Here is a 26,041-nt window from a genome sequence, read left to right on the forward strand (position 1 = left end):
TTCTTTCTCTCGTCGACTTCATATTGCAGCGTTACCCTTGTCACAAAATAACGCTAAAAATGGAGAACGCTATGGCCTTACCTATCATTCTCGACTGCGATCCAGGTCATGATGACGCGATTGCACTCGTCCTTGCTCTTGCCTCGCCTGAACTTGACCTCAAAGCGGTGACTTCATCTGCCGGGAACCAGACGCCGGACAAAACGCTGCGTAACGTGCTGCGGATGCTGACCCTGTTAAAACGCCCGGATATTCCGGTGGCGGGCGGCGCGGTGAAGCCCCTGATGCGCGAGCTGATTATTGCCGACAACGTTCACGGCGAGTCCGGCCTGGACGGCCCGGCGTTGCCTGAGCCTGGTTTTGCGCCGCAAAACTGCACCGCCGTCGAGCTGATGGCAAAGGTGCTGCGTGAAAGCCAGGAGCCTGTCACGCTGGTCGCTACCGGCCCGCAAACCAACGTCGCGTTGCTGCTTAATTGTCATCCCGAGTTGCACAGCAAAATCGCCCGTATCGTCATCATGGGCGGCGCGATGGGGCTGGGAAACTGGACGCCCGCGGCCGAGTTCAACATCTTTGTTGACCCGGAAGCGGCTGAAATTGTTTTCCAGTCAGGATTGCCGATTGTGATGGCCGGGCTGGACGTGACCCACCGCGCGCAGATCATGTCAGAAGACACCGAACGCTTCCGCGCAATCGGCAATCCGGTTGCCACCACCGTGGCGGAGCTGCTCGACTTCTTCCTGGAGTATCACAAAGACGAGAAATGGGGATTCCACGGCGCGCCGCTACACGATCCTTGCACTATCGCCTGGCTGCTGAAGCCTGACATCTTTACCACCATTGAGCGCTGGGTGGGCGTGGAAACGCAGGGGAAATACACGCAGGGGATGACGGTGGTGGATTACTATTCGCTGTCCGGGAATAAGCCGAATACCACGGTGATGGTGGATATTGACCGTGAGGCGTTTGTGGATTTGCTGGCGGAGAGACTGGGTTATTACTCTGCGGCCTGATGCCCTCACCCCGGCCCTCTCCCACGGGGAGAGGGGGCAAACAGTTTTTTTACCTTGTGCGGTGTGATGCCCTCACCCCAACCCTCTCCCACAGGGAGAGGGAGCAGACACTAAAAACGGCAACTTTGTTGCCGTTTTACGTTTAGTTATGGCTCAAACGGTCGGCGCTGGAACTGGTCGTGACCGCACTTTGGACACAGCGGCAGCACGTCCGGCGTATACACCGCAATATGGTGATGGCACTTCTCGCACACCAGATTTCCCAGCCCGACCACCTCGCCGCTGTGGTACACGCCATGATGGTTCAGATCCTGGAACACTTCGCGCCATTCAAGCTGGGTTTTATCGGTGATATCGGCCAGCTCTTGCCACAGGCTCTCTTTGATCACCCGCATGAATACGCTGTCGGCGACCTCGTCCTGGCTCTCTTCGTAGCTGCGCGCGAACTCCTCCAGGTCGCGGCGAACGGCGCGCGTGACCTCTTCGACTTCGGTTCGCGTTAACTCACCCGTTTGCATCACCCGCACGCGGGCCTGTTCAACCAGCGCGTCGATATCTCGCTCGCCGTTACGCAGGCGCTCCGTCAGTGAAGTAACCAGTTCGCGGTAAAATTGAGCAACCTTGTTCATCCTTTTGCCTCCCGGGTCAGTAACTGTTTCTAATAATAGACCTTATTTGGACACTGCTTTGTCAGGTGAAGCACAGACCCGGTAAATTCCTGCAAAGCGCATTTGCGTGAAAGGCTGTTTTGACGCGGGCGTTTGGGCTATGCTATGCCGATCTGACAACACATCCATTGGCTACATTTGTAGCTGTATTGAAAACAGGACCACTGGCTGCCATGCAAGAGCAATACCGCCCGGAAGAGATAGAATCCAAAGTCCAGCAACACTGGGACGAGAAGCGCACCTTTGAAGTAACCGAAGACGAGAGCAAAGAGAAGTATTACTGCCTGTCGATGCTTCCCTATCCTTCTGGTCGACTACACATGGGCCACGTGCGTAACTACACCATCGGTGATGTGATTGCACGCTACCAGCGTATGCTGGGCAAAAACGTCCTTCAACCAATCGGCTGGGATGCGTTCGGCCTGCCGGCTGAAGGCGCGGCGGTGAAAAACAACACTGCGCCTGCGCCGTGGACCTACGACAACATCGCCTACATGAAAAACCAGCTCAAAATGCTGGGCTTCGGCTATGACTGGAGCCGCGAGCTGGCGACCTGTACCCCGGAATACTACCGTTGGGAGCAGAAGTTCTTCACCGAGCTGTATAAAAAAGGCCTGGTGTATAAGAAGACCTCTGCCGTTAACTGGTGCCCGAACGACCAGACCGTTCTGGCGAACGAACAGGTTATCGACGGCTGCTGCTGGCGCTGTGACACCAAAGTTGAGCGTAAAGAGATCCCACAGTGGTTTATCAAAATCACCGCTTACGCTGACGAACTGCTGAACGATCTGGATAACCTGGATCACTGGCCTGACACCGTTAAGACCATGCAGCGCAACTGGATCGGCCGTTCTGAAGGCGTAGAAATTACCTTCAACGTCGAAAACTACGACCAGACCCTGACCGTCTACACCACCCGCCCGGACACCTTCATGGGTGCGACCTATCTGGCGGTTGCTGCGGGTCACCCGCTGGCGCAGAAAGCGGCAGAGAACAATCCAGAGCTGGCGACCTTCGTCGATGAATGCCGTACCACCAAAGTGGCCGAAGCAGATATGGCGACGATGGAGAAAAAAGGCGTCGACACCGGCTTTAAAGCCATTCACCCACTGACCGGTGAAGCGATCCCGGTCTGGGCGGCGAACTTCGTCCTGATGGAATACGGCACGGGCGCGGTGATGGCCGTTCCGGGTCACGATCAGCGCGACTATGAATTTGCCACCAAATACGGCCTGAACATCAAGCCGGTTATTCTGGCGGCTGACGGTTCTGAACCTGACCTGTCCGAGCAGGCGCTGACCGAAAAAGGCACCCTGTTCAACTCCGGCGAATTCAGCGGTCTGAGCTTCGAAGAGGGCTTCAACGCCATCGCCGACAAGCTGGCTTCTCTGGGCGTCGGCGAGCGTAAAGTTAACTACCGTCTGCGCGACTGGGGCGTTTCCCGTCAGCGTTACTGGGGCGCGCCAATCCCAATGGTGACCCTGGAAGATGGCACCGTGCTGCCAACCCCAGAAGATCAGCTGCCGGTTATTCTGCCGGAAGATGTGGTCATGGACGGCATCACCAGCCCGATCAAAGCCGATCCTGAGTGGGCAAAAACCACCGTTAACGGCCAGCCTGCGCTGCGTGAAACCGACACCTTTGACACCTTTATGGAGTCATCCTGGTACTACGCGCGCTACACCTGCCCGCAGTATCAGGAAGGTATGCTGGACTCCAAAGCGGCGAACTACTGGCTGCCGGTTGATATCTACATCGGCGGTATCGAACACGCCATCATGCACCTGCTCTACTTCCGCTTCTTCCACAAGCTGATGCGCGACGCAGGCCTGGTGAACTCTGACGAGCCAGCCAAACAGCTACTGTGTCAGGGCATGGTGCTGGCGGATGCCTTCTACTACGTGGGCGTTAACGGCGAGCGTAACTGGGTGTCTCCAGTTGATGCCATCGTTGAGCGCGACGAGAAAGGCCGTATCGTGAAGGCAAAAGACGCCGAAGGTCATGAACTGGTGTATACCGGCATGAGCAAGATGTCGAAGTCCAAAAACAACGGCATCGACCCGCAGGTGATGGTTGAGCGTTACGGCGCGGACACCGTGCGTCTGTTCATGATGTTTGCTTCTCCGGCGGATATGACCCTGGAGTGGCAGGAATCCGGCGTAGAAGGCGCTAACCGCTTCCTGAAGCGCGTCTGGAAACTGGTTTACGAGCACACCTCTCAGGGTGATGCCCCTGCGCTGAACGCCGCGGCACTGAGCGAAGATCAGCAGGCGCTGCGTCGCGATGTTCATAAAACCATTGCGAAAGTGACCGATGATATTGGTCGTCGTCAGACCTTCAACACCGCAATTGCGGCTATTATGGAACTGATGAACAAGCTGGCGAAAGCCCCGCAGGACGGCGAGCAGGATCGCGCATTAATGCGTGAAGCGCTGCTGGCAGTGGTGCGTATGCTGAACCCGTTCACGCCACACGCAAGCTTCACCCTGTGGCAGGAGCTGAAAGGCGAAGGCGATATCGACAACGCGCCGTGGCCGGTTGCTGATGAAGCAGCCATGGTTGAAAACACCACGCTGGTTGTGGTGCAGGTAAACGGCAAAGTGCGCGGTAAAATTACCGTGGCGGTCGATGCAACCGAAGAACAGGTACGCGAGCGTGCAGGTCAGGAACCGCTGGTTGCGAAGTATCTTGAGGGCGTTACCCTACGTAAAGCAATCTACGTACCGGGTAAACTGCTGAATCTGGTCGTTGGCTAAGCGCGGGAGGAAACGTGCGACACCTGGCAACAATACTCTTATCTCTGGCGGTGCTTGTCACCGCTGGCTGCGGCTGGCATCTGCGCAACACCACGGCAGTGCCAACGCAGATGAAAACCATGATCTTCGATTCCGGGGATCCAAACGGCCCGCTGAGCCGCGCGATCCGCAACCAGCTGCGTCTTAATGGCGTAGAGCTTGTTGATAAGTCAACGCTGCGTCAGGACGTGCCGTCGCTGCGCGTCTTAACGTCAACGCTGTCGAAAGATACCGCGTCTATCTTCCAGGATGGACGTACGGCGGAATACCAGATGGTGCTGAACGTTAACGCGGCGGTTCTGATCCCGGGTAAAGACATTTACCCAATCAGCACCAAGGTCTACCGTTCGTTCTTTGATAACCCGCAAACTGCGCTGGCAAAAGACGCCGAGCAGCAAATTATCATCAACGAAATGTACGACAAGGCAGCGGAACAGCTGATCCGTAAACTGCCAAGCATCGAAGCCACTTCGAAAGAAGGGACCGACATCGTCGAAAAACCGGCGGCAGATTCTCTGCCGGCCGCGACCTCGATGGGTAACTGATGATCAGGTTGTATCCTGAACAACTCCGCGCGCAGCTCAATGAAGGGCTGCGCGCGGCGTATCTGCTGCTTGGAAACGATCCGTTATTGCTCCAGGAAAGTCTTGATGCCATCCGCCAGGCTGCGGCGGCGCAAGGCTTTGACGAGCACCACACCGTTCAAATCGACAACAGCACCGACTGGAACGCCCTCTTCTCGCTGTGTCAGGCGATGAGCCTGTTTGCCTCGCGCCAGACCATTCAGATCCTGCTGCCGGAAAACGGCCCAAACGCGGCCATTAACGAACAGCTGGCGACGCTGGTCAGCCTGCTGCACAGCGATCTGCTGCTCATCGTGCGCGGTAACAAACTGACCAAAGCGCAAGAGAACGCGGCCTGGTTTACCCAGCTTTCAGCCAACGCGGTGCAGGTCACCTGTCAGACGCCCGAACAAGCGCACCTGCCTAAATGGGTGGCCGCTCGCGCGAAACAGCACAATCTTCAGCTCGACGATGCCGCGAACCAGCTGCTTTGCTACTGCTACGAAGGCAACCTGCTGGCGCTGGCCCAGGCGCTGGACCGGCTTTCCCTGCTGTGGCCTGACGGCAAACTGACGCTGCCGCGCGTTGAGCAGGCGGTGAATGACGCCGCGCACTTTACTCCTTTCCACTGGGTTGACGCCCTGCTGTCTGGCAAAAGCAAACGCGCACTGCACATCCTGCAACAGCTGCGTCTTGAGGGCAGCGAGCCGGTGATTCTGCTGCGCACCGTGCAGCGTGAGCTGGTGATGCTCATCAACCTGAAACGCCAGTCGGCCACGACGCCGCTGCGCGCGCTGTTCGACAAGCACCGCGTCTGGCAAAACCGCCGGGCGATGACCACCGAGGCGATCAATCGCCTGAGCCACGAACAGCTTCGTCAGGCGATTCAGCTGCTGATGCGCGCCGAGCTGACCCTCAAGCAAGACTACGGTCAGTCGATCTGGGGCGAGCTGGAAAGCCTCTCTCTGCTGCTGTGCCATAAGGCGCTGGCAGACGTTTTTATTGATGGATAATATGCACTCTTTACAGGCACTGTACGGCGGCACCTTCGATCCGGTGCATTACGGGCATCTTAAGCCGGTTGAGATCCTGGCCAACCTGATTGGCCTGAAGCGCGTCATTATCATGCCGAATAATGTCCCGCCGCATCGCCCCCAGCCCGAAGCCACCAGCGAACAACGCAAGCAGATGCTTGAGCTGGCGATAGCCGATAAGCCGCTGTTTACCCTTGATGAGCGTGAACTGCGCCGCGATACGCCCTCCTGGACGTCGCAAACCTTAAGCGAGTGGCGCGCCGAACAGGGGCCGCAGCAGCCGCTGGCGTTTATCATTGGTCAGGATTCGCTGCTCAACTTTCCGAGCTGGCACCAGTACGAAACCATTTTGCACAACAGCCATCTGCTGGTGTGCCGCCGTCCGGGCTATCCGCTCACCATGCGCGACGCGCAGCATCAGGAGTGGCTTAACGCCCACCTGACCGACAATATCGAAGATCTCCATAACCAGCCTGCCGGAAAGATTTATCTCGCGGAAACCCCGTGGTTTGATATTTCCGCGACCCTGATCCGCGAGCGTTTGCAGCAGGGGTTGTCCTGCGCCGACATGCTGCCAGGCGCCGTGCTGGACTATATTCATCAGCACGGGCTGTATCAGAAAAGCGCCGAAGAATAAGCACGATGCGCGAAAAACTCTGTTATTCGCGCTCCTGCCTTGACAGGCCCGACCATGCTGATATCCTCCGCTGCCAGACTTTCCCGCCAGGCATTGCTTTACAGAAATTGTTTTACAAAAATGGCGATGCAATCTCAGGCGGAGGGTGGGATGATACCCGCCTTCAAAAGCCCGGCCGGTGACATTTGTCCCGACACAGGCGTCAGTTCAGGTATACTGTCTGGCCACGAATTCACAGTTGCACCATCTCATCACCCCAGGGGGAAAACTTGCAGGGTAAAGAACTCCAGGATTTTGTTATCGACAAAATTGATGACCTGAAAGGTCAGGACATCATTACGATCGACGTTAAGGGTAAATCCAGCATCACCGACTGCATGATTATTTGCACCGGTACGTCTACGCGCCACGTGGTTTCGATTGCCGATCACGTTGTTCAGGAATCGCGCGCTGCCGGGCTGATGCCGCTTGGCGTTGAAGGCGAAGCGACCGCTGACTGGGTGGTTGTCGACCTTGGCGATGTGATTGTCCACGTTATGCAGGACGAAAGCCGTCGCCTGTATGAGCTGGAAAAACTCTGGGGTTAATGCGTGAAGTTGCAGCTGGTCGCCGTCGGCACCAAAATGCCGGACTGGGTACAAACCGGTTTTACTGAGTATCTGCGTCGATTCCCGAAAGATATGCCGTTCGAACTGGTGGAGATCCCAGCAGGAAAGCGCGGCAAGAACGCGGATATCAAACGTATTCTCGATAAAGAGGGCGAACTGATGCTGGCTGCCGCTGGCAAGAACCGCATCGTTACCCTCGATATTCCAGGTAAACCCTGGGATACGCCGCAGCTGGCGCACGAACTGGAGCGCTGGAAGCAGGATGGTCGCGACGTCAGCCTGCTGATTGGCGGACCGGAGGGGCTTTCCCCCGCCTGCAAAGCGGCAGCAGAACAAAGTTGGTCCCTCTCCGCGCTGACGTTGCCCCACCCGCTTGTTCGGGTTTTGGTGGCAGAAAGCTTGTATCGCGCGTGGAGCATTACTACCAACCACCCCTATCACCGCGAGTAATGACTGACCAGGGTAGATTAAGCAGCGGATGAAACTACAGAATTCTTTTCGCGACTATACGGCTGAGTCCGCGCTGTTTGTGCGCCGGGCGCTGGTCGCCTTTACGGGGATTTTGCTGCTTACCGGCGTGCTGATCGCCAACCTTTATAATCTGCAAATTGTCCGCTTCACCGATTACCAGACGCGTTCCAACGAAAACCGAATCAAGCTGGTGCCTATCGCCCCGAGCCGCGGCATTATTTACGATCGCAACGGCACCCCGCTGGCCCTGAACCGTACCATCTATCAGATTGAGATGATGCCGGAGAAGGTCGATAACGTTCAGAACACGCTCGAAGCGCTCAAAAGCGTGGTCGACCTGAACGACGACGATATCGCCGCCTTCAAAAAAGAGCGCGCACGCTCGCACCGCTTTACCTCCATTCCGGTCAAAACCAACCTCACGGAAGTGCAGGTGGCCCGTTTTGCCGTGAACCAGTACCGCTTTCCCGGCGTAGAAGTTAAAGGCTACAAGCGCCGCTTCTACCCGTACGGCTCCGCGCTGACGCACGTTATCGGCTACGTGTCGAAAATCAACGACAAAGACGTCGACCGCCTCGATAAAGACGGCAAGCTGGCGAACTACGCCGCAACCCACGACATCGGCAAGCTGGGCATTGAGCGTTACTACGAAGACGTGCTGCACGGCCAAACCGGCTATGAAGAGGTTGAAGTTAACAACCGCGGCCGCGTGATCCGTCAGCTCAAAGAGGTGCCGCCGCAGGCCGGTCACGACGTCTACCTGACGCTTGACCTGAAGCTCCAGCAGTATATCGAAACCCTGCTCGCCGGAAGCCGCGCGGCAGTGGTCGTCACCGATCCGCGCACCGGCGGGATTCTGGCGATGGTGTCCATGCCAAGCTATGACCCGAACCTGTTCGTTGACGGTATCTCCAGTAAAGATTACTCCGGCCTGTTGAACGACCCGAACACGCCGCTGGTTAACCGCGCCACCCAGGGTGTCTACCCTCCGGCATCGACGGTGAAACCTTACGTGGCGGTGTCTGCGCTGAGCGCTGGCGTCATAAACCGCAATACCAGCCTGTTTGACCCGGGCTGGTGGCAGTTACCCGGCTCTGATAAACGCTACCGCGATTGGAAGAAATGGGGTCACGGGCATCTGAACGTCACCAAATCGCTGGAAGAGTCGGCGGATACCTTCTTCTACCAGGTCGCCTACGACATGGGGATCGACCGCCTCTCGACGTGGATGAGCAAATTCGGCTACGGCCACTACACCGGGGTTGACCTCTCTGAAGAGCGTTCGGGCAACATGCCAACCCGCGAGTGGAAGCTGAAACGCTTTAAAAAGCCGTGGTATCAAGGGGACACCATTCCCGTGGGCATCGGCCAGGGCTACTGGACGGCTACGCCGATCCAGATGAACAAGGCGATGATGATCCTGATTAACGATGGCGTGGTGAAGGTGCCTCACCTGCTGCAAAGTACGGTAGAAGACGGCAAAAAAGTGCCGTGGATCCAGCCGCACGAAGCGCCGGTCGGGGACATCCACTCCGGTTACTGGGAAATTGCCAAAGACGGCATGTATGGCGTAGCCAACCGCGCTAACGGTACGGCGCATAAATATTTCGCCGGTGCGCCTTACAAAGTGGCGGCCAAATCAGGGACGGCGCAGGTCTTTGGCCTGAAGGCCAATGAAACCTATAACGCGCACCGAATCGCCGAGCGCCTGCGTGACCACAAGCTGATGACGGCGTTTGCCCCTTATGATAACCCGCAGGTTGCGGTGGCGATGATTCTGGAAAACGGCGGCGCAGGTCCGGCTGTAGGTACCATCATGCGCCAAATCCTCGACCACATTATGCTGGGTGACAACAACACCGAACTGCCGGCTGAAAACCCGGCATCCGCAGCGGCGGAGGACCAATAATCATGACGGATAATCCAAATAAAAAATCGCTGTGGGATAAAATCCACATCGACCCAGCCATGCTGCTGATCCTCCTCGCGCTGCTGGTTTACAGCGCCCTGGTGATCTGGAGCGCCAGCGGCCAGGACATCGGCATGATGGAGCGCAAAATCGGCCAAATCGCGATGGGTCTGGTGATCATGGTAGTGATGGCGCAAATCCCGCCGCGCGTGTACGAAGGCTGGGCGCCCTATCTCTATATCTTCTGTATTATCCTGCTGGTGGCGGTAGATGCCTTCGGTGCCATCTCCAAAGGGGCGCAGCGCTGGCTGGATCTGGGCGTTGTTCGCTTCCAGCCGTCAGAAATCGCCAAAATCGCCGTTCCGCTGATGGTGGCGCGCTTTATCAACCGCGATGTCTGTCCGCCGTCGCTGAAAAACACCGCGATTGCGCTGGTGCTGATCTTCCTCCCTACCCTGCTCGTGGCCGCGCAGCCTGACCTCGGAACGTCGATTCTTATCGCCCTGTCCGGTCTGTTTGTGCTGTTCCTGTCGGGTCTGAGCTGGCGTTTGATCGGTATCGCGGTGGTGCTGGTGGCCGCCTTTATCCCGATTCTGTGGTTCTTCCTGATGCATGACTATCAGCGACAGCGCGTGATGATGCTGCTCGATCCGGAAACCGATCCGCTGGGCGCGGGCTATCATATTATTCAGTCTAAAATTGCAATTGGTTCCGGTGGCCTGCGCGGAAAAGGCTGGCTGCACGGCACGCAGTCGCAGCTGGAGTTCTTGCCCGAACGCCACACCGACTTTATTTTCGCCGTTCTGGCCGAAGAGCTGGGGCTGGTGGGCATCCTGGTTCTGCTGGCGCTTTACGTGCTGCTGATCATGCGTGGACTGTGGATCGCCGCGCGCGCCCAGACCACCTTTGGTCGCGTGATGGCCGGCGGGTTGATGTTGATTTTATTCGTTTATGTCTTCGTAAATATTGGTATGGTGAGTGGTATTCTGCCGGTCGTAGGCGTACCGCTTCCGCTGGTGAGTTACGGAGGCTCGGCACTGATCGTGTTGATGGCCGGGTTTGGTATCGTGATGTCGATCCATACCCACAGGAAAATGTTGTCCAAAAGCGTATAAAAATAAGGGGATCGCAATGCGTAAGCAGTGGCTGGGTATCTGCATCGCAGCAAGTTTGCTTGCAGCCTGTACAAGTGATGATGGTCAGCAGCAGGCGACCGTTGCGCCGCCGCAGCCTGCGGTCTGTAACGGCCCGATTGTCGAAATTAGCGGCGCGGATCCCGTTTATGAACCGCTAAACGCCACGGCAAACCAGGATTATCAGCGCGACGGTAAAAGCTATAAAATTGTGCAAGATCCGTCCCGCTTCAGCCAGGCCGGTCTTGCGGCCATTTACGATGCCGAGCCGGGCAGCAACCTGACCGCATCGGGCGAAACCTTCGATCCAATGCAGATTACCGCCGCGCACCCGACCCTGCCGATCCCAAGCTACGTTCGCGTTACGAACCTGGCGAACGGACGCATGATCGTCGTGCGTATCAACGATCGCGGCCCGTACGGTAACGATCGCGTGATTTCATTATCACGCGCCGCCGCCGATCGTCTGAACACCTCAAACAACACCAAAGTGCGTATCGATCCTATTATCGTCGCGCAGGACGGCACGCTCTCCGGGCCAGGCACCGCCTGTACCACGGTCGCGAAACAGACCTATGCCCTGCCTGCTCGCCCGGATTTAAGCGGCGGTATGGGCGCAGCCTCTTCTCCGGCCGAGCCCGCTCAGCCTCAGGGTGAAGTGCGCGCAATCAGTAACGATACGCTGCAAAGCGATGACAGCACCGGCGCGCCGGTGAAAAGCAGCGGCTTCCTCGGCGCACCGACCACGTTAGCCTCTGGCGTGCTGGAAGGCAGCGAGCCAACCCCTGCTCCGGCGGTTGCTCCGGTGACGCAGCCCGCCCCTGTCACGGCGCCTGCGACGACGCAAAGCGCGCCGGTCTCTGCGCCAGCCGCCTCCAGCGGTGGCTTTGTGGTGCAGGTCGGTGCCGTTAGCGATCAGGCGCGTGCGCAGCAGTATCAGCAGCGTTTAAGCCAGCAGTTCGGCGTACCGGGGCGCGTTGAGCAAAACGGCGCGGTGTGGCGTATCCAGATGGGGCCATTCGCCAGTAAATCTCAGGCGGCCTCCCTGCAACAACGTCTGCAAAGCGAAGCGCAGCTTCAGTCATTTATCGCTGTTGCAAAATAGTGAATTGGCGGTGTCCGATTGTCAGTTTGTGTAAAACACATTCACAAACTCATGCTTAAAGTCGGATGCCTGCCTGTATAGCATTTGCTATAGTAAGGCACTTTTTTTAATTCCATCACGGATGTCGTAGTTCTGACCATGAAGACCACTCTTACTGCTCGTTTTGTGAAGCGCATGGCGCTGACCACGGCCCTTTGCGCCGCTGCACTTTCAGCAGCTCACGCCGATGACCTGAACATCAAGACCATGATCCCTGGCGTTCCGCAGATTGACGCGGAGTCCTACATCCTGATCGATTACAACTCTGGCAAAGTTCTGGCCGAACAAAATGCCGACGCCCGTCGTGATCCTGCCAGCCTGACCAAAATGATGACCAGCTACGTTATCGGTCAGGCTATGAAAGCCGGTAAGTTCAAAGAAACCGACCTGGTGACCATCGGTAACGATGCCTGGGCGACCGGTAACCCGGTATTCAAAGGTTCATCCCTGATGTTCCTGAAACCGGGTATGCAGGTTCCTGTTTCTCAGTTGATCCGTGGTATCAACCTGCAATCCGGCAACGATGCCTGCGTCGCGATGGCCGATTTTGCAGCCGGCAGTCAGGATGCGTTCGTAGGTCTGATGAACAGCTACGTGTCTGCGCTGGGCCTGAAAAACAGCCACTTCCAGACCGTTCACGGCCTGGACGCTGACGGTCAGTACAGCTCCGCTCGCGACATGGCGCTGATCGGTCAGGCGCTGATCCGCGACGTGCCTAACGAATACACCATCTATAAAGAGAAAGAGTTCACCTTCAACGGCATCCGTCAGACCAACCGTAACGGTCTGCTGTGGGACAACAGCCTGAACGTTGACGGCATTAAGACGGGCCATACCGATAAAGCCGGTTACAACCTGGTCGCCTCTGCGACCGAAGGGCAGATGCGTCTGATCTCCGCCGTGATGGGTGGCCGTACCTTTAAAGGCCGTGAAACCGAAAGCAAGAAACTGCTGACCTGGGGCTTCCGTTTCTTCGAAACCGTGAACCCGCTTAAAGCCGGTAAAGAGTTTGCCTCCGAGCCGGTCTGGTTTGGCGACAACGATCGCGCCTCACTGGGCGTGGATAAAGATCTGTACCTGACCATTCCGCGCGGCCGCATGAAAGATCTGAAAGCCAGCTACGTGCTGAACACCACCGAGCTGCACGCACCGTTGCAGAAAAACCAGGTGGTGGGCACCATTAACTTCCAGCTGGATGGCAAAACCATCGACCAGCGTCCGCTGGTGGTTCTGCAAGAGATCCCGGAAGGCAATTTCTTCGGCAAAATCATTGATTACATTAAGCTGATGTTCCACCACTGGTTTGGCTAAAAATTGAACACTTGAAAGTGTGATTTTGATCCCCATATACTAAGTATCCTGATAACTCCCACCCGACGTGGGAGTTATTATTTTTTGACGTTACGCCGGAGCTGACATGAAAACCAAACTTAACGAACTGCTTGAATTCCCTACCTCTTTTACTTACAAAGTAATGGGTCTGGCGAAACCTGAGCTGGTTGATCAGGTGGTTGAAGTGGTACAGCGCCATGCGCCGGGCGACTACTCTCCGTCAGTAAAACCAAGCAGCAAGGGCAACTACCACTCGGTCTCTATTACTATTACCGCTACGCACATTGAGCAGGTTGAAACGCTGTACGAAGAGCTGGGCAACATCGAAATTGTTCGTATGGTGCTGTAGTCCCCCTGCGGTTACCCGGTTTGCCGGGTAACCCGCCTCCCCGCTGTGATATAATCCCGCTCACCTTTTCTCCCTCTTCTTCGGAGACACCGTTTTGCATCAGGATAAAATTCTTGTCCGCCACCTCGGGCTGCAACCCTACGAGCCTGTCTCTCAGGCGATGCATGATTTCACCGATTCACGCGATGACACGACGCCTGACGAAATCTGGCTGGTTGAACACCTGCCGGTGTTTACGCAGGGGCAAGCTGGCAAAGCAGAACATCTGCTGACGACCGGCGACATTCCGGTGATCCAGAGCGATCGCGGCGGACAGGTGACCTATCACGGACCCGGTCAGCAGGTGATGTACGTGCTGCTCAATCTCAAGCGCAGAAAGCTGGGCGTACGCGAGCTGGTAACGCTGCTGGAACAAACCGTGGTAGATACCCTTGCCGAGTACGGTATTGACGCCCATCCGCGGGCCGACGCGCCTGGCGTGTATGTGGGTGAGATGAAAATATGTTCGCTGGGGCTGCGTATTCGCAAAGGCTGTTCGTTTCACGGGCTGGCGCTAAATATTAATATGGATCTCACCCCCTTCCTGCGAATCAATCCTTGTGGTTATCCTGGAATGGAAATGACGCAAATGCGCCAGTGGGTTGAAACCGCTACTCCTGATATTATTCGACCTGTGCTTTTAAACAAGTTTTTAGCGCTACTTAACAATCCTCCCCACGAATATATCCCTGCTTAATATATAATACATGCTGGCTCGATTATTTGGCGGGCCACTGCTTATTTACCGCTTTTGCACTTTACAATAATCCGCAGATTCTATATTTTCGAAGCGCCTGAACGCGCCCGTATATTAGCGCCGCATATTATTTAGCCCACGGATAGCGCCGATTGTGCCACTCACGTAACTTGCGTGATAATCACGCAACTGTTTGTTTCTGATAAACAAGTGACACCATCAAAACACTTTACGAATCTCTACAGGCACAATAAATAAATTCAACTATCATTCATATTGTGAATGAAAACGGAGTGAAAGCGTGGAGTATAATAATTTACCAGCCAAACGCCTGAATGAACCCGGCGGTGAAGATAAACCGCAAATCTTTCGGACTTTACGTAATATTGATCTCAATTTATTGACTATTTTTGAGGCAGTATATGTCCACAAGGGTATCGTTAACGCTGCGAAAATTCTTAATCTCACCCCCTCCGCAATTAGCCAGTCAATTCAAAAATTGCGCGCTATATTTCCCGATCCTTTATTTATTCGTAAAGGTCAGGGCGTAACGCCCACGGCCTATGCCACCCATCTTCATGAGTACATCAGTCAGGGGCTGGAATCCATTCTTGGAGCGCTGGATTTAACCGGCAGCTATGACAAGCAGCGAACCATCACCATAGGAACATCACCGTCAGTGGGTGTGCTGATCATGCCCGTCATTTATAAGGCAATCAAACAACACGCGCCTCAGCTGCTGCTGCGTAATATCCCGGTGAATGAACCCGAAATGCAGCTCGCGCAGTTTCAGACCGACCTGATTATCGACACCAACAATTTTAACGCCCGCGCGCTGGGGCAGAACGTCCTGTACGTTGATACGCTGGTACTGGTGTGCCGCCAGAATCACCCGGCGCTCAGTCAGCCCCTGACGCTGGAAAGCTTACGCAACTACGAGCACTCCTCTTTTATGAGCGAAGGGCAAAGCATGAACCTTCTGCGTCAGCGCATCGATGAAATCTTCCCGGAGCGCCAGGTCAGCTTCAGCAGTTACAATATGTTTACCATGGCGTCCCTGATTAGCAGCAGCGATATGCTGTGCGTTATGCCCGCTCGTCTGTTCGCGTTATTGTGCAAATGCTGGCCGCTTCAGAGCATCCCGATGCCTCAGCTGAATGCGGAATCCATTGAAATTTCGCTGCATTACAACAAGCTTAGCCTGCGCGATCCGGTTCTTGAAAACGTGATTAATGTGATCCGCCAGGCCTTCTGATACCCTATACCCTCCTTGCCCCAGCGCCATGCGGGGCAAAAGGCACTAATCAACAACTATTTTACAATTTGGCGACCTGGCAGGCTGCTTTAGTGACCATTTCAATGATATACTGCCTGTCGTTCGTTCAAAAATAGTTGATAAATACAACATTCCCTTGAATTGAAACGCTTTCCTTCGATATTCGCAACTGGAACACGCACGCTATGAGTAAACCCATTGTGATGGAACGCGGTGTTAAATACCGCGATGCCGATAAAATGGCCCTTATCCCGGTTAAAAACGTGGTAACAGAGCGCGAAGCGCTGTTAAGAAAACCGGAATGGATGAAAATCAAACTTCCGGCTGACTCTTCGCGTATCCAGGGGATCAAAGCGGCGATGCGTAAAAATGGCCTTCACTCGGTTTGTGAAGAAGCCTCTTGCCCCAACCTTGCTGAATGTTTCAACCACGGTACCGCGACCTTTATGATTCTGGGCGCGATTTGTACTCGCCGCTGCCCGTTCTGCGACGTTGCTCATGGCCGCCCCGTTGCGCCTGACGCTAACGAACCGCAAAAACTGGCGCAGACCATTGCCGATATGGCGCTGCGCTACGTGGTTATCACCTCTGTTGACCGTGACGACCTGCGCGATGGCGGTGCTCAGCACTTCGCTGACTGTATCACTGCTATCCGTGAGAAAAGCCCGAACATCAAAATTGAAACGCTGGTACCGGACTTCCGTGGCCGTATGGATCGCGCGCTCGATATCCTGACCGCAACGCCGCCAGACGTGTTTAACCATAACCTGGAAAACGTACCGCGTATCTATCGTCAGGTGCGTCCTGGTGCAGATTACAACTGGTCACTGAAGCTGCTCGAGCGATTTAAAGAAGCCCATCCTGATATTCCGACCAAGTCAGGTCTGATGGTTGGCCTGGGTGAAACCAATGCCGAAATCATTGAAGTGATGCGCGATCTGCGTCGTCACGGCGTGACCATGCTGACGCTGGGCCAGTATCTGCAACCGAGCCGTCACCACCTGCCGGTGCAGCGTTATGTTAGCCCAGATGAGTTCGATGAGATGAAAGCCGAGGCGATGGCAATGGGCTTCACCCATGCTGCCTGTGGCCCGTTTGTTCGTTCCTCATACCACGCCGATATGCAGGCGAAAGGCGAAGAAGTTAAATAAACCCGACATATTTATTTACACTAACGCTATAAAAAAACCGGCCATTGAGCCGGTTTTTTTTCGCTAGCCCTCAGGCATAGCCGTTACTCTTTGTGAGAAAGCTTCTCAGCAGGGATGTCATCCTCGGCGCTTTTCTTCGCCGACGCATCATCGTCATTCATCGCTTTCTTGAAGCCTTTAATGGCAGCACCCAGATCGCCACCCAGCGTGCGTAACTTCTTGGTACCAAACAGCAGGACGACCAGTGCGGCAACCACCAGCAGTTTGGTAATACTAATCTCACCCATAGATACCTTCTTGACTTAAAACAGGCTGCATTCAGCGCCAAAAACCTGAATCTATTAACGGTCATTTGGCGCGCGCACACAATAGCAATCTGTAACAAGGTGAATCAAGCATTGTTGAAAAAAACATCACATTAATTGCGGTGGCGCAAACCGTCGGTTCCGCAGAACGGGTAACTGCTGACGCGCAAGCGCAATTCGGGCTGAATTTATCTCCGTGAAGATAAGATCGGGCGCTTCCGCGGCGGCGGCAATCGTCACCCCGAGCGGATCAACCACCCGGCTCTGGCCAATATTTTTGTTTCCACACTCCCCCGCAGCCACAACGTAGCAGGTGGTATCCAGCGCGCGGGCCGCCAGCAGCGTTGCCCAGTGCTGCTCCTTCAGCGGCCCCTTCACCCACGCGGCAGGCAGCACCAGCACGTCGGCCCCCTGTAGCGCCAGGTTTAGCGCCAGCTCGGGGAAACGCAGATCGTAGCAGGTCATCAACCCGACCTTCATTCCTTCTATATCAATCAGCGGAGGAAGACTGCCACCGGGATCGACCAGGCGTGATTCCTGAATGCTGAACGCATCGTAGAGATGCAGTTTCGCGTAACGGGCAATGATTTCGCCATCACGCAGCACCACCAGCGTATTGACCGTCCTTCCCGACGAAGAAGGAACATGCACGGTCAGAACCGTCGTCAGCTGATTGCCCGCGCTCTGAGCAAGCAGCAGCCGCAAAAATTCGCCGTCCAGCGGCTGTGCCGATTTGACCGATAAATCCGGGTCGTGATCGTCCCTCGCCAGCAGCGCCTCGGGAAGCACCAGCAGAGCGGCCCCCTTTTCACGCGCCTGCGCCATCAATGCCACGCACGTGCGGGCGTTCTCCTGCCAGCGTGGCGTAACTGCAAACTGCCCTACCGCAACATACATATTTGTCCCCTGCGCGTAATCAGCGTTAAACTTGTTGCCCTTACACATCAAATAGCAGGTATTTAGCGTGTTACAACTACTTTTAGCCGTTTTTATTGGTGGGGGAACGGGGAGCGTTGCGCGATGGCTCTTAAGTATGCGATTTAATCCGATGCATCATGCGATCCCGGTAGGCACGCTTGTCGCCAACCTGTTAGGGGCATTTATTATCGGCGCCGGGCTGGCGTGGTTTAACCGAATGACCCATATCGATCCGGTGTGGAAGGTATTGATCACCACCGGCTTTTGCGGCGGTCTGACGACCTTCTCGACCTTCTCAGCCGAAGTGGTGTTCCTGTTTCAGGAAGGCCGTTTCACCTGGGCCTTGACCAACATTGCCATTAACCTGCTCGGCTCATTTGCGATGACCGCGCTCGCATTTTGGCTATTTTCTTCCGCCAGCACCCATTAAGTCACGGTGCGTTAATGTTGGCTTAATTTTTCTCTGTCACTCTGGTTGCAATGAAGAACGAGGGTGAACGAATGAAAGAGAGTTTGATGAGTGCAGGCATGGTATTGTTGAGCGTGCTGATAATCGCCAGCTTCCTGAAAATCTATCTGGCTGGCTAAATCCAGATGAAAAAAAACCCGCTCAGTGAGCGGGTTTTGAAATTCTTGCTGACGCGTCTGAATTACAGAGCGATTACGTTAGCAGCAGAAGGGCCTTTGGCACCGTTAGTGATTTCGAACTCTACACGCTGACCTTCAGCCAGAGTTTTGAAACCATTGGTCTGGATTGCAGAGAAGTGTACGAACACGTCTTTGCTGCCATCTTCTGGAGTAATGAAACCGAATCCTTTGGACTCATTAAACCACTTAACGTTACCTTTAATCTTAGACATCAAAATTACCTTTACATTAAAAAACGACACAAATGCTGTGTCGGGTATCAGTACAACAATTGTGGGACGTTTTGTCCAGCGGATCTTTGATAAAAAGTGACAAAAGTCGCGTTAATTTTAGCTGACGCATTTTTATCCTTTATGATTCAAAGGTGGTACGTTTTTTCACCTTCAGATAAGGTTTTCGCAGTTAAAACTGAAAACGCATCCACGCGAAGTAAACGTTACCGTTGTTGTAAGTTCCTGGAATGTAGGTCATCTGAAAAGTCGCAGGTCCGTAGCCGATGGAGGCCAGCGGCAGAAGCACCGGGATAGGGATATAGTTCCAGTTATCACGCGCCGTCACGCCTGCGGTATAACCCAGACCAATATGAAACTTATCGTCCGCCAGCGGTCGCCAGGTTTTTTCCCAGCCGTAGCCGCCAATGGGTTCCCACTTGTTGAAAGAGTCCTTGAACGCCATCAGATAGATGCCGTGCCAGTTTCCTTTCTCGTCCCAGCGCGACTGACCAAAACCCGCTCCCCACGGACGCTCGTTGTATTTGTCCGTCTTTTCTTTGTCATAAGCAAAGCGCGCGTGCCAGGTTATCGCTGGAATATAGAGATCGTAATGTTCCGGCGCGTTCCAGGTTTGCGCGACGTTATCCGTAAAAGTGGAGAACCAGCCTTTATCCGTCGCGTTGTCTTGAGCAATCGCCACAGTTGAAAATGTTAACTGCCCAAAAATAAACAATAAAATCAAGATAAATTTATTTCGTACAATCACAATACAATTACCATTCTTAGTATTCGGCAGGGAGTTTATCATAAATTTTCTTAATGAAACCTTAACAGCATGAGCGTTATTCCTAATTAACAACCACAGCTCTGGGAATATTCTTAATACGGAATAGGCCGCGTACGTAAATAAGTGAACACGAAGTGTAAACCTAACGTTAAAACTACCTTTAACTGGGAACAGAAATAGCCGCCAGCTCTCTTGCGACCCGGTCAGGCCCAGGCCAGGCGCGCGTTGAGGCGCTTTCCCACTACCGCAAACACGCTTTAAAAGCCACACTAAAAGTAAGTAAAAACTGATATTTAAGATTATTCACTGGCCAGGGGAGTTTATTAATTATAAAAAGTTTCACGCTATAAATGACGTCACCTGACTGGCGTAAATAATAACGCCCGCCCAATTAACCTTTAAATTTATAAGGATATATTGTAGCGAAAATACCTTATAGCCCTACCAGCAAAACATTAACAAATCAGCATCATTTATATGACATATACTTATGATTTACTCGGTCAATACCTTGATGCTGTAAATGCAGCGACGATGGCAAAAATGTCGTTACGCTCTCCTTTAGTCGTATTTTTATTGATTTTAATCAGCAAGGGCAGGCCAGTAATTCGGCACATTCTAGCGTTCTTTTTTATTGACTATTTGTGCTCTCGGGCAGCCAGGAGACAGGGGAAACCATGCTTACGTTTATCGAACTCCTCATCGGAGTCGTCGTCATTGTCGGTGTCGCACGCTACATCATTAAAGGCTATTCGGCCACCGGGGTCTTGTTTGTCGGCGGCCTGACGCTGCTGATTATCAGCGCCATTATGGGCCACAAGGTGTTACCCGCCAGCGAAACCAGTACCGGTTACACCGCGACGGACATCGTGGAATACATCAAGATTCTGCTGATGAGCCGCGGTGGCGATCTGGGCATGATGATCATGATGCTGTGCGGTTTTGCGGCCTTTATGACCCACATCGGCGCGAACGATATGGTGGTGAAGCTGGCCTCCAGACCGCTGAAATACATCAACTCCCCCTACCTGCTGATGATTGCGGCCTATTTCCTCGCCTGCCTGATGTCGTTAGCCGTTTCCTCCGCAACCGGTCTTGGCGTGCTGTTAATGGCTACCCTCTTCCCGGTGATGGTCAACGTGGGCATCAGCCGCGGTGCGGCGGCCGCTATCTGTGCTTCTCCGGCCGCCATTATCCTGTCGCCCACCTCCGGTGACGTGGTGCTGGCCGCAAAAGCGGCAGAGATGTCGCTGATCGATTTTGCCTTCAAAACGACGCTGCCGATTTCGATCGCCGCCATTATTGCGATGGCCGTCGCCCACTTCTTCTGGCAGCGCTATCTCGATAAAAAAGAGAACATCAGCCACGAAATGCTGGATGTGGATGAAATCACCACCACCGCCCCGGCGTTTTACGCCATTCTGCCCTTCACCCCAATTATCGGCGTGCTGATTTTTGACGGCAAATGGGGTCCACAGCTGCACATTATTACCATTCTGGTTATCTGTATGCTGCTGGCTGCGGTGCTGGAGTTCGTGCGCGGCTTCAATACGCAGAAAGTATTTTCGGCGCTGGAAGTGGCCTATCGCGGTATGGCCGATGCCTTCGCGGGCGTGGTGATGCTGCTGGTTGCGGCGGGCGTGTTCGCCCAAGGGCTGAGCACCATCGGCTTTATTCAAAGCCTGATTTCCATCGCAACCTCGTTCGGCTCGGCAAGCATCATCCTGATGCTGGTGCTGGTTGTGCTGACCATGCTGGCCGCCATGACCACCGGCTCCGGCAACGCACCGTTCTACGCCTTCGTTGAGATGATCCCGAAACTGGCCCACTCTTCCGGCATTAACCCGGCGTATCTGTCGATTCCGATGCTGCAAGCGTCCAACCTCGGCCGTACCATTTCCCCGGTCTCCGGCGTAGTGGTCGCGGTGGCGGGGATGGCAAAAATATCCCCGTTCGAAGTGGTAAAACGCACCTCCGTTCCTGTACTGGTTGGCCTGATTGTGGTCATCATTGCCACCGAGGTGCTGGTTCCGGGCACGGCGGTCGGATAAATTCCCCCTTTACCAAAAAAGCGCCTGCGGGCGCTTTTTGTGCTTTAATAACTCCCAGAAATCATCCGCTTTTAATCATCAGGAATTCAAATGTTCAGGAAGGATATCGCTATTGCGTCTGGGGCAGTGGCGCTTGCACTTTGCATTTTCTCCGCACAGGCCGATCCGCTTCAGGCGACGCAGTACGGGGATTTCGATCGTTACGTTCTGGCACTTTCATGGCAAACGGGCTTTTGCCAGAGTATGCACGAACGCAATCGTGACGAGCCGAACGAATGCCGCCTGCAAAAAGAGAGCAACACGAAAACCGATTTCCTGACCGTTCACGGCCTGTGGCCTGGCCTGCCAAAATCTATCGCCGCGCGCGGTGTCGATGAACGCCGCTGGATGCGCTTTGGCTGCGCGACCCGCCCGATCCCCAACATGCCGGAAGCGAAAGCCAGCCGTAAATGTGCGGCGGCGGAAACCGGGCTGTCGCTGTCGGGCGCCGCTAAGCTAAACACCGTAATGCCGGGCGCCGGGGGAAATTCCTGTCTTGAGCGCTACGAATACGCCAAGCATGGCGTCTGCTTCGGGTTCGATCCCGACGCCTATTTCGGCACGATGGTGCGCCTGAATCAGGAAGTGAAAAGCAGCGCGCTGGGGGCATTTCTGACGGAAAACTACGGTAAAACCGTTAGCCGCAACGCATTCGACGCCGCCGTCGCGAAAAGCTTTGGCAAACAGAACGTAAAAGCCATCAAGCTGACCTGCAACGGCAATCCGGCCTATCTGACCGAAATGCAGATCTCCCTGAAGGCGGCCACGATTAATAATCCGCTCTCCGCCAGTTCGTTTGCCCCGCAGCCCCATCCGGGCAACTGCGGAAAGCAGTTTGTTATCGATAAGGTCGGTTACTGACCCGCGCCGGGGCGCGTCATGTCGAACCGGTGCTCTTCACCAATGGAATAATAGGCCGTCGGCCCGCCTGCTCGCAGGATCGGGCGGGCTTTGGCGGTCTGAAAAATCCCCTCCTCCAGCAGCGTTTCCTGAATATGGATCCCCACGACTTCGCCCAGCACCAGCCAGGTGTCAATCGGCGTACCGTCTGCGCCCGTCAGCTGTATGCACTGGGACAGGCGGCATTCGAAGTTCACCGGGCTTTCCGCCACGCGCGGGGCCTTGACCAGATGACTCGCGGCGGGTGTGAGCCCGGAAAAGGCAAACTCATCTTCGCCGTGCGGCAGCATGGCCGAGGTCTGGTTCATCGCCTCAGCCAGATCGAAGGTCGCCAGATTCCAGACAAACTCCCCCGTTTCGACAATATTCCGCACGCTGTCTTTCCAGCCGTTGCTGGAAAAACCAATGACTGGCGGACGGTAGTTAAAGCAGTTGAAAAAGCTGTAGGGCGCGAGATTCGGGCGGCCCTCTTTATCACAAGAGGCGATCCAGCCAATAGGGCGTGGGCCAACAATAGCGTTCAGCGGGTCATGCGGCAGGCCGTGTCCCTGGGAAGGTTCATAGAAGTACATAGTTTTCTCGGGTTGAAGTGTCTGATACGGAATACGTTGTGGATCTGATGATATTGCAAATGTAGCAAGGGTCGCGTTTTTCGCCAAAAATTCATATGACAGATGAATGTGACCGACATCACTTCAAACCTGGTCGCGCAATGAGTATCATCAGGGGAGTTAAACCCTCGCTGCCAGACGGCGAGGGTTTTCTTTTGGATTGGTTTCTGCGTGACACGCAGCATTAACGACATGGAGTAAAAATGTCCAGACCCACAATTATCATTAATGAACTCGACGCAGAACGTATCGATATGCTTCTGGAGAAGCCAGAATATGCGGCGCTGCCGATTGCCGATGCGCTGAACGCCGAGCTGGATCGGGCACAAATGTGTACCCCGGAATCCATGCCGCATGACGTGGTGACGATGAACAGCCAGGTGAAGTTCCGCGACCTGACAACCGGCGAAGAGCGCACCCGCACGCTGGTTTATCCGGCGAAGATGACCGAAAGCGCGACGCAGCTTTCCGTTCTGGCTCCCGTTGGTGCGGCACTCATCGGTTTACGGACCGGGGACACGATCCACTGGGAGCTGCCGGGCGGAGCCTCTGCGCACCTGGAAGTGCTCGAACTGCTCTATCAGCCAGAAGCGGCTGGCGATTATCTTCGTTAAGCCCTTCTGAACAAGCGCTCAGCCGCTTTGACCAGAGGATGCCTTCGCATCCTCTTTGCGTAATTCACCCAAACTTCTTATTTCGATCAAAAACCGCTTAATCCAGGCTTAATCTGTTTTGGTGCCGTGGGGACGGTTATGAGTGAAATACTGGTTATCACACTGGTTTTTCTCTTCTTTTTGGCAATCATTGTCATGGCTGTGCTTTACCTGGAGCGCCACTGGTAAGCGAGCGCGATCACACTACGCCACCCGGCAGCGTGTTCGCCAGCCCCGTCACCTTCTGCTGCGCCGCTTCTGGCGATGTGGCGCCCGGCACCAGGATTATCTTGCGACACTCCTCTTCGCGTTTTTCGAAAATCTTGTAGGCGCGTTCGGCGTCATCCAGCGGCAGATAGTGCGTCACAATCTCTTCGGGCGTGAGCAGACCTTGTTCGATTAACGGCAGCAGCTCGCCCAGCCAGGCGTGAACGTGGGTCTGCCCCATCCTGAAGCTAAGCCCTTTATCAAAGGCATCGCCGAAAAGAAAACCGTGGATAAATCCGGCGTAAACGCCCGGCACGCTGACAATCCCCCCGCGACGCACGGCGGCGATGCACTGGCGCAGCGCTTTGCCGCTGCTGCCCTCAATTTTGAGGTTGCTGAGGATGGTTTCCGTGGTGCTGCCTTTTGCCTCAAAGCCTACCGCATCAATCACCGCGTCAACGCCGCGCTGCCCGGCGGTTTGCTCGATAATTTTCTCCGCCGCGTCGTTATCGTCGTCAAAGTTTATCGGGATGGCGCCGTAGCGCTGCTGCGCAAACCGCAGCCGGTACGGATGATGATCGATAACAAAAATTTGTTCCGCCCCCAGCAGCCGCGCGCAGGCGATAGTCAGTAAGCCAACCGGTCCCGCGCCGAATACCGCCACGCTCGAGCCTTTTTCTATCTGGGCGTTTTTGGCGGCCTGCCAGGCGGTGGGCAAAATATCGGAGAGGAACAGCGCTTTGTCATCTGAAAGCAGTTGCGGGACTTTAAACGGGCCAACGTTGCCCTTCGGCACGCGAACGTACTCCGCCTGGCCGCCGGGCACGCCGCCGTACAGGTGGCTGTAGCCAAACAGCGCCGCCGGGGCCGGGATTTGCTTTTTGTTCAGCGCCGCGCCCTGCCCGGAGTTGGTCTTTTCACAGGCCGCATACTGGTGCATCTGACAGAAAAAGCAGTCGCCGCAGGCAATCACAAAGGGGATCACCACCCGATCGCCCTTCTGCAAATTCTTCACATCCTGGCCGCATTCCACCACTTCCCCCATAAATTCATGGCCGAAAATGTCGCCGTGTTCAACCTTAGGGATTTTCCCGCGATAGAGGTGTAAATCAGAGCCACAGATAGCGGTGGCCGTGACGCGCAGGATGATATCGTCAGGCTGTTCGATGCCCGGATCGGGGACATTATCAACGCGAACATTATGCGGACCGTGATACGTCAATGCTTTCATGCAACCTCCGGAAGATGTGAGAGAGCTTATAAAAGGGTAGCTACCTCAGGAGATGTGCCTGGAAAATGAGCGGTTTTGAGATTTATCCTGGCGAAAGATAAATTTGCCATACGGCTTGCAGAAACCACATTTATTTTGTGATTGAATGAATTAAGCGTTTATAAACAAGGAGAAACGGGTATGTATAAGACAATCATTATGCCGGTTGATGTTTTTGAGATGGCGCTGAGCGATAAAGCCGTTCGTCACGCCGAATTTCTCGCGCAGCAGGACGGCATTATCCATCTTCTGCACGTTCTGCCAGGCTCCGCCAGCCTGAGCCTGCACCGCTTTGCGGCCGACGTCCGCCGTTTTGAAGAGCATCTGCAACACGAAGCGGAAGCGCGGCTGCAAACGATGGTCGATCACTTCAGCATCGATCCTTCGCGCATCAAAACCCACGTCAGATTTGGCAGCGTCCGCGATGCGGTCAACGAGCTGGCGAACGAGCTGAAAGCCGATGTGGTGGTCATTGGCTCGCGTAACCCGTCGATCACCACGCACCTGTTAGGCTCGAATGCCTCCAGCGTGATCCGCCACACCCATATTCCGGTGATGGTCGTCAGATAAAAAAAGAGGCCACCTTTCGGTGGCCTCCTCACATTGCAGGTGTAATCTTAC

General features: G+C 54.8%; 28 protein-coding genes. 21 read left to right on the forward strand and 7 right to left on the reverse strand.

Annotated features, from left to right (window positions below; genetic code table 11):
- Positions 1 to 71: 71 nt before the first annotated feature.
- On the forward strand, positions 72 to 1,013 hold the full coding sequence (rihA, locus tag ACSVHP_RS15350; protein WP_447552338.1) for a pyrimidine-specific ribonucleoside hydrolase RihA: 942 nt from the start codon (positions 72 to 74) through the stop codon (positions 1,011 to 1,013).
- A 146-nt stretch (positions 1,014 to 1,159) separates the two neighbouring features.
- On the opposite strand, the gene ACSVHP_RS15355 is transcribed toward rihA, so the two are convergent.
- Positions 1,160 to 1,642 (reverse strand): zinc ribbon-containing protein, encoded by a 483-nt coding sequence (locus tag ACSVHP_RS15355; RefSeq protein WP_234673463.1) that lies wholly within the window; start codon positions 1,640 to 1,642, stop codon positions 1,160 to 1,162.
- A gap of 212 nt (positions 1,643 to 1,854) precedes the next feature.
- Between ACSVHP_RS15355 and leuS the strand changes: the two genes are divergently transcribed.
- The 14 genes from leuS (at position 1,855) to lipA (ending at position 16,819) form a co-directional block, all read left to right on the forward strand.
- The gene (gene leuS, locus ACSVHP_RS15360) at positions 1,855 to 4,437 is read left to right on the forward strand and encodes a leucine--tRNA ligase (protein ID WP_417314449.1); all 2,583 of its coding nucleotides are present in this window, start codon (positions 1,855 to 1,857) and stop codon (positions 4,435 to 4,437) included.
- 14 nt (positions 4,438 to 4,451) lie between these two features.
- A complete protein-coding gene (lptE, locus tag ACSVHP_RS15365) occupies positions 4,452 to 5,021 on the forward strand; it encodes an LPS assembly lipoprotein LptE (protein WP_234673461.1) in 570 nt (189 codons plus the stop codon).
- Positions 5,021 to 6,052, forward strand: a complete 1,032-nt coding sequence (holA, locus tag ACSVHP_RS15370; protein WP_447552339.1) for a DNA polymerase III subunit delta — start codon at positions 5,021 to 5,023, stop codon at positions 6,050 to 6,052. Before lptE ends, holA begins: the two co-directional genes overlap by 1 nt.
- Positions 6,045 to 6,710, forward strand: coding sequence for a nicotinate-nucleotide adenylyltransferase (gene nadD, locus ACSVHP_RS15375; protein ID WP_447552340.1), 666 nt, complete (start codon positions 6,045 to 6,047; stop codon positions 6,708 to 6,710). Before holA ends, nadD begins: the two co-directional genes overlap by 8 nt.
- Positions 6,711 to 6,979: 269 nt before the next feature.
- Positions 6,980 to 7,297: a ribosome silencing factor gene (rsfS, locus tag ACSVHP_RS15380; protein WP_234673458.1), complete on the forward strand. Its 318-nt coding sequence runs from the start codon at positions 6,980 to 6,982 to the stop codon at positions 7,295 to 7,297.
- A gap of 3 nt (positions 7,298 to 7,300) precedes the next feature.
- Positions 7,301 to 7,768, forward strand: coding sequence for a 23S rRNA (pseudouridine(1915)-N(3))-methyltransferase RlmH (rlmH, locus tag ACSVHP_RS15385; RefSeq protein WP_003858701.1), 468 nt, complete (start codon positions 7,301 to 7,303; stop codon positions 7,766 to 7,768).
- Positions 7,769 to 7,796: 28 nt separating this feature from the next.
- Entirely contained in the window at positions 7,797 to 9,698 is a 1,902-nt protein-coding gene (gene mrdA / locus ACSVHP_RS15390; protein ID WP_234673457.1) for a peptidoglycan DD-transpeptidase MrdA, read from the forward strand.
- 2 nt (positions 9,699 to 9,700) lie between these two features.
- Positions 9,701 to 10,813 carry a peptidoglycan glycosyltransferase MrdB gene (mrdB, locus tag ACSVHP_RS15395; RefSeq protein ID WP_234673456.1) on the forward strand — a complete coding sequence of 371 codons (1,113 nt, stop codon included), beginning with the start codon at positions 9,701 to 9,703 and terminating at the stop codon, positions 10,811 to 10,813.
- A 16-nt stretch (positions 10,814 to 10,829) separates the two neighbouring features.
- Positions 10,830 to 11,936 carry an endolytic peptidoglycan transglycosylase RlpA gene (rlpA, locus tag ACSVHP_RS15400; RefSeq protein WP_447552341.1) on the forward strand — a complete coding sequence of 369 codons (1,107 nt, stop codon included), beginning with the start codon at positions 10,830 to 10,832 and terminating at the stop codon, positions 11,934 to 11,936.
- Between the two features lie 138 nt (positions 11,937 to 12,074).
- Complete coding sequence (gene dacA, locus ACSVHP_RS15405) at positions 12,075 to 13,286, forward strand: D-alanyl-D-alanine carboxypeptidase DacA (protein ID WP_234673454.1); 1,212 nt, start codon at positions 12,075 to 12,077, stop codon at positions 13,284 to 13,286.
- A 106-nt stretch (positions 13,287 to 13,392) separates the two neighbouring features.
- Entirely contained in the window at positions 13,393 to 13,656 is a 264-nt protein-coding gene (gene ybeD, locus ACSVHP_RS15410) for a DUF493 family protein YbeD (protein WP_006177135.1), read from the forward strand.
- Between the two features lie 94 nt (positions 13,657 to 13,750).
- Positions 13,751 to 14,392, forward strand: coding sequence for a lipoyl(octanoyl) transferase LipB (lipB, locus tag ACSVHP_RS15415; RefSeq protein ID WP_447552342.1), 642 nt, complete (start codon positions 13,751 to 13,753; stop codon positions 14,390 to 14,392).
- A 301-nt stretch (positions 14,393 to 14,693) separates the two neighbouring features.
- Entirely contained in the window at positions 14,694 to 15,647 is a 954-nt protein-coding gene (locus tag ACSVHP_RS15420; RefSeq protein WP_234673452.1) for a YbeF family transcriptional regulator, read from the forward strand.
- A gap of 206 nt (positions 15,648 to 15,853) precedes the next feature.
- Positions 15,854 to 16,819: a lipoyl synthase gene (lipA, locus tag ACSVHP_RS15425; protein WP_234673451.1), complete on the forward strand. Its 966-nt coding sequence runs from the start codon at positions 15,854 to 15,856 to the stop codon at positions 16,817 to 16,819.
- An 83-nt stretch (positions 16,820 to 16,902) separates the two neighbouring features.
- Here lipA and tatE read toward each other — a convergent pair whose 3' ends face one another.
- Positions 16,903 to 17,106, reverse strand: a complete 204-nt coding sequence (tatE, locus tag ACSVHP_RS15430; RefSeq protein ID WP_447552343.1) for a twin-arginine translocase subunit TatE — start codon at positions 17,104 to 17,106, stop codon at positions 16,903 to 16,905.
- Positions 17,107 to 17,232: 126 nt separating this feature from the next.
- Positions 17,233 to 18,021, reverse strand: coding sequence for a deaminated glutathione amidase (locus tag ACSVHP_RS15435; RefSeq protein ID WP_447552345.1), 789 nt, complete (start codon positions 18,019 to 18,021; stop codon positions 17,233 to 17,235).
- A gap of 67 nt (positions 18,022 to 18,088) precedes the next feature.
- On the opposite strand from ACSVHP_RS15435, the gene crcB reads away from it, so the two are divergent.
- Entirely contained in the window at positions 18,089 to 18,472 is a 384-nt protein-coding gene (crcB, locus tag ACSVHP_RS15440) for a fluoride efflux transporter CrcB (RefSeq protein WP_447552346.1), read from the forward strand.
- Positions 18,473 to 18,692: 220 nt separating this feature from the next.
- Here crcB and cspE read toward each other — a convergent pair whose 3' ends face one another.
- Entirely contained in the window at positions 18,693 to 18,902 is a 210-nt protein-coding gene (gene cspE, locus ACSVHP_RS15445; protein ID WP_000034825.1) for a transcription antiterminator/RNA stability regulator CspE, read from the reverse strand.
- A 190-nt stretch (positions 18,903 to 19,092) separates the two neighbouring features.
- Entirely contained in the window at positions 19,093 to 19,710 is a 618-nt protein-coding gene (gene pagP, locus ACSVHP_RS15450) for a lipid IV(A) palmitoyltransferase PagP (RefSeq protein WP_447552347.1), read from the reverse strand.
- Between the two features lie 656 nt (positions 19,711 to 20,366).
- On the opposite strand from pagP, the gene dcuC reads away from it, so the two are divergent.
- The gene (gene dcuC, locus ACSVHP_RS15455; protein WP_447552348.1) at positions 20,367 to 21,740 is read left to right on the forward strand and encodes an anaerobic C4-dicarboxylate transporter DcuC; all 1,374 of its coding nucleotides are present in this window, start codon (positions 20,367 to 20,369) and stop codon (positions 21,738 to 21,740) included.
- A 90-nt stretch (positions 21,741 to 21,830) separates the two neighbouring features.
- Positions 21,831 to 22,640 carry a ribonuclease I gene (gene rna / locus ACSVHP_RS15460; protein WP_447552349.1) on the forward strand — a complete coding sequence of 270 codons (810 nt, stop codon included), beginning with the start codon at positions 21,831 to 21,833 and terminating at the stop codon, positions 22,638 to 22,640.
- Here rna and ACSVHP_RS15465 read toward each other — a convergent pair.
- Positions 22,634 to 23,251 carry a flavin reductase family protein gene (locus ACSVHP_RS15465; protein ID WP_447552350.1) on the reverse strand — a complete coding sequence of 206 codons (618 nt, stop codon included), beginning with the start codon at positions 23,249 to 23,251 and terminating at the stop codon, positions 22,634 to 22,636. The two genes, rna and ACSVHP_RS15465, sit on opposite strands and share 7 nt — an antisense overlap.
- Positions 23,252 to 23,493: 242 nt before the next feature.
- Here ACSVHP_RS15465 and rnk point away from each other — a divergent pair, with 242 nt between their 5' ends.
- Together rnk and yldA are read left to right on the forward strand one after the other, a co-directional pair.
- Positions 23,494 to 23,904 (forward strand): nucleoside diphosphate kinase regulator, encoded by a 411-nt coding sequence (gene rnk, locus ACSVHP_RS15470; protein WP_447552351.1) that lies wholly within the window; start codon positions 23,494 to 23,496, stop codon positions 23,902 to 23,904.
- Positions 23,905 to 24,042: 138 nt separating this feature from the next.
- The gene (gene yldA / locus ACSVHP_RS15475; protein WP_417312978.1) at positions 24,043 to 24,132 is read left to right on the forward strand and encodes a small membrane protein YldA; all 90 of its coding nucleotides are present in this window, start codon (positions 24,043 to 24,045) and stop codon (positions 24,130 to 24,132) included.
- Between the two features lie 10 nt (positions 24,133 to 24,142).
- On the opposite strand, the gene ACSVHP_RS15480 is transcribed toward yldA, so the two are convergent.
- The gene (locus tag ACSVHP_RS15480; RefSeq protein WP_447552352.1) at positions 24,143 to 25,381 is read right to left on the reverse strand and encodes a zinc-dependent alcohol dehydrogenase; all 1,239 of its coding nucleotides are present in this window, start codon (positions 25,379 to 25,381) and stop codon (positions 24,143 to 24,145) included.
- 180 nt (positions 25,382 to 25,561) lie between these two features.
- Here ACSVHP_RS15480 and uspG point away from each other — a divergent pair, with 180 nt between their 5' ends.
- Complete coding sequence (uspG, locus tag ACSVHP_RS15485) at positions 25,562 to 25,990, forward strand: universal stress protein UspG (protein ID WP_234673442.1); 429 nt, start codon at positions 25,562 to 25,564, stop codon at positions 25,988 to 25,990.
- Positions 25,991 to 26,041 lie beyond the last annotated feature (51 nt).

This window comes from Enterobacter sp. 186315, from assembly GCF_053290175.1.

Bases quoted from the DNA above. Each gene is read 5' to 3' on its own strand.
- rihA (WP_447552338.1), top strand. From the start codon at position 72: ATGGCCTTACCTATCATTCTCGACTGCGATCCAGGTCATGATGACGCG.
- ACSVHP_RS15355 (WP_234673463.1), bottom strand. From the start codon at position 1,642: ATGAACAAGGTTGCTCAATTTTACCGCGAACTGGTTACTTCACTGACG.
- leuS (WP_417314449.1), top strand. From the start codon at position 1,855: ATGCAAGAGCAATACCGCCCGGAAGAGATAGAATCCAAAGTCCAGCAA.
- holA (WP_447552339.1), top strand. From the start codon at position 5,021: ATGATCAGGTTGTATCCTGAACAACTCCGCGCGCAGCTCAATGAAGGG.
- nadD (WP_447552340.1), top strand. From the start codon at position 6,045: ATGGATAATATGCACTCTTTACAGGCACTGTACGGCGGCACCTTCGAT.
- mrdA (WP_234673457.1), top strand. From the start codon at position 7,797: ATGAAACTACAGAATTCTTTTCGCGACTATACGGCTGAGTCCGCGCTG.
- mrdB (WP_234673456.1), top strand. From the start codon at position 9,701: ATGACGGATAATCCAAATAAAAAATCGCTGTGGGATAAAATCCACATC.
- rlpA (WP_447552341.1), top strand. From the start codon at position 10,830: ATGCGTAAGCAGTGGCTGGGTATCTGCATCGCAGCAAGTTTGCTTGCA.
- dacA (WP_234673454.1), top strand. From the start codon at position 12,075: ATGAAGACCACTCTTACTGCTCGTTTTGTGAAGCGCATGGCGCTGACC.
- ybeD (WP_006177135.1), top strand. From the start codon at position 13,393: ATGAAAACCAAACTTAACGAACTGCTTGAATTCCCTACCTCTTTTACT.
- lipA (WP_234673451.1), top strand. From the start codon at position 15,854: ATGAGTAAACCCATTGTGATGGAACGCGGTGTTAAATACCGCGATGCC.
- tatE (WP_447552343.1), bottom strand. From the start codon at position 17,106: ATGGGTGAGATTAGTATTACCAAACTGCTGGTGGTTGCCGCACTGGTC.
- ACSVHP_RS15435 (WP_447552345.1), bottom strand. From the start codon at position 18,021: ATGTATGTTGCGGTAGGGCAGTTTGCAGTTACGCCACGCTGGCAGGAG.
- cspE (WP_000034825.1), bottom strand. From the start codon at position 18,902: ATGTCTAAGATTAAAGGTAACGTTAAGTGGTTTAATGAGTCCAAAGGA.
- pagP (WP_447552347.1), bottom strand. From the start codon at position 19,710: ATGATAAACTCCCTGCCGAATACTAAGAATGGTAATTGTATTGTGATT.
- dcuC (WP_447552348.1), top strand. From the start codon at position 20,367: ATGCTTACGTTTATCGAACTCCTCATCGGAGTCGTCGTCATTGTCGGT.
- rna (WP_447552349.1), top strand. From the start codon at position 21,831: ATGTTCAGGAAGGATATCGCTATTGCGTCTGGGGCAGTGGCGCTTGCA.
- ACSVHP_RS15465 (WP_447552350.1), bottom strand. From the start codon at position 23,251: ATGTACTTCTATGAACCTTCCCAGGGACACGGCCTGCCGCATGACCCG.
- rnk (WP_447552351.1), top strand. From the start codon at position 23,494: ATGTCCAGACCCACAATTATCATTAATGAACTCGACGCAGAACGTATC.
- yldA (WP_417312978.1), top strand. From the start codon at position 24,043: ATGAGTGAAATACTGGTTATCACACTGGTTTTTCTCTTCTTTTTGGCA.
- ACSVHP_RS15480 (WP_447552352.1), bottom strand. From the start codon at position 25,381: ATGAAAGCATTGACGTATCACGGTCCGCATAATGTTCGCGTTGATAAT.
- uspG (WP_234673442.1), top strand. From the start codon at position 25,562: ATGTATAAGACAATCATTATGCCGGTTGATGTTTTTGAGATGGCGCTG.